Source organism: Phaeobacter sp. JH20_37 (genome assembly GCF_048056015.1).
Lineage (GTDB): Bacteria > Pseudomonadota > Alphaproteobacteria > Rhodobacterales > Rhodobacteraceae > Phaeobacter > Phaeobacter bryozoorum.
Genome location: NZ_JAYMWW010000025.1, coordinates 1 through 605 on the forward strand (window position 1 = coordinate 1; position 605 = coordinate 605).

Here is a 605-nt window from a genome sequence, read left to right on the forward strand (position 1 = left end):
TTGGAGCGGCCTTTCTATTTTCTCACCTGAGTGGGCGCTCGGCGATTTTCCTGCGGAAAACCACCTGTCACCACTCACCACAGGCCAGAGTTTCCGTTGGAAACTCGACCTTAGTCGGTGATTTTCGACACAACGCCGGCGCCGACGGTGCGGCCGCCTTCGCGGATCGCAAAGCGCAGGCCCTGCTCCATCGCGATCGGTGCGATCAGTTCAACGTCGAACTTCAGGTTGTCGCCGGGCATAACCATCTCGGTACCCTCGGGCAGGGTCACGGTGCCGGTCACGTCGGTGGTCCGGAAGTAGAACTGCGGACGGTAGTTCGCGAAGAACGGGGTGTGACGACCGCCTTCTTCCTTGGTGAGGATATAGGCCTCAGCTTCGAACTTGGTGTGCGGCTTCACGGAACCCGGCTTACACAGAACCTGACCACGCTCAACGCCGTCACGGTCAACACCACGCAGCAGCGCGCCGATGTTGTCGCCTGCTTCACCACGGTCCAAGAGCTTGCGGAACATTTCCACACCGGTACAGGTGGTGGTGGAGGTGTCACGGATACCAACGATCTCGATCGAGTCGCCAACGTTGATCACGCCGCGCTCAATACG

Annotated in this window: 1 protein-coding gene; it reads right to left on the minus strand. The window is 59.8% G+C overall.

The window, feature by feature from the left end; genetic code table 11:
- Positions 1–110 precede the first annotated feature (110 nt).
- Positions 111–605: EF-Tu/IF-2/RF-3 family GTPase (locus VWZ87_RS19440; protein WP_416536852.1), on the minus strand; the 495-nt coding region annotated here is incomplete at its 5' end.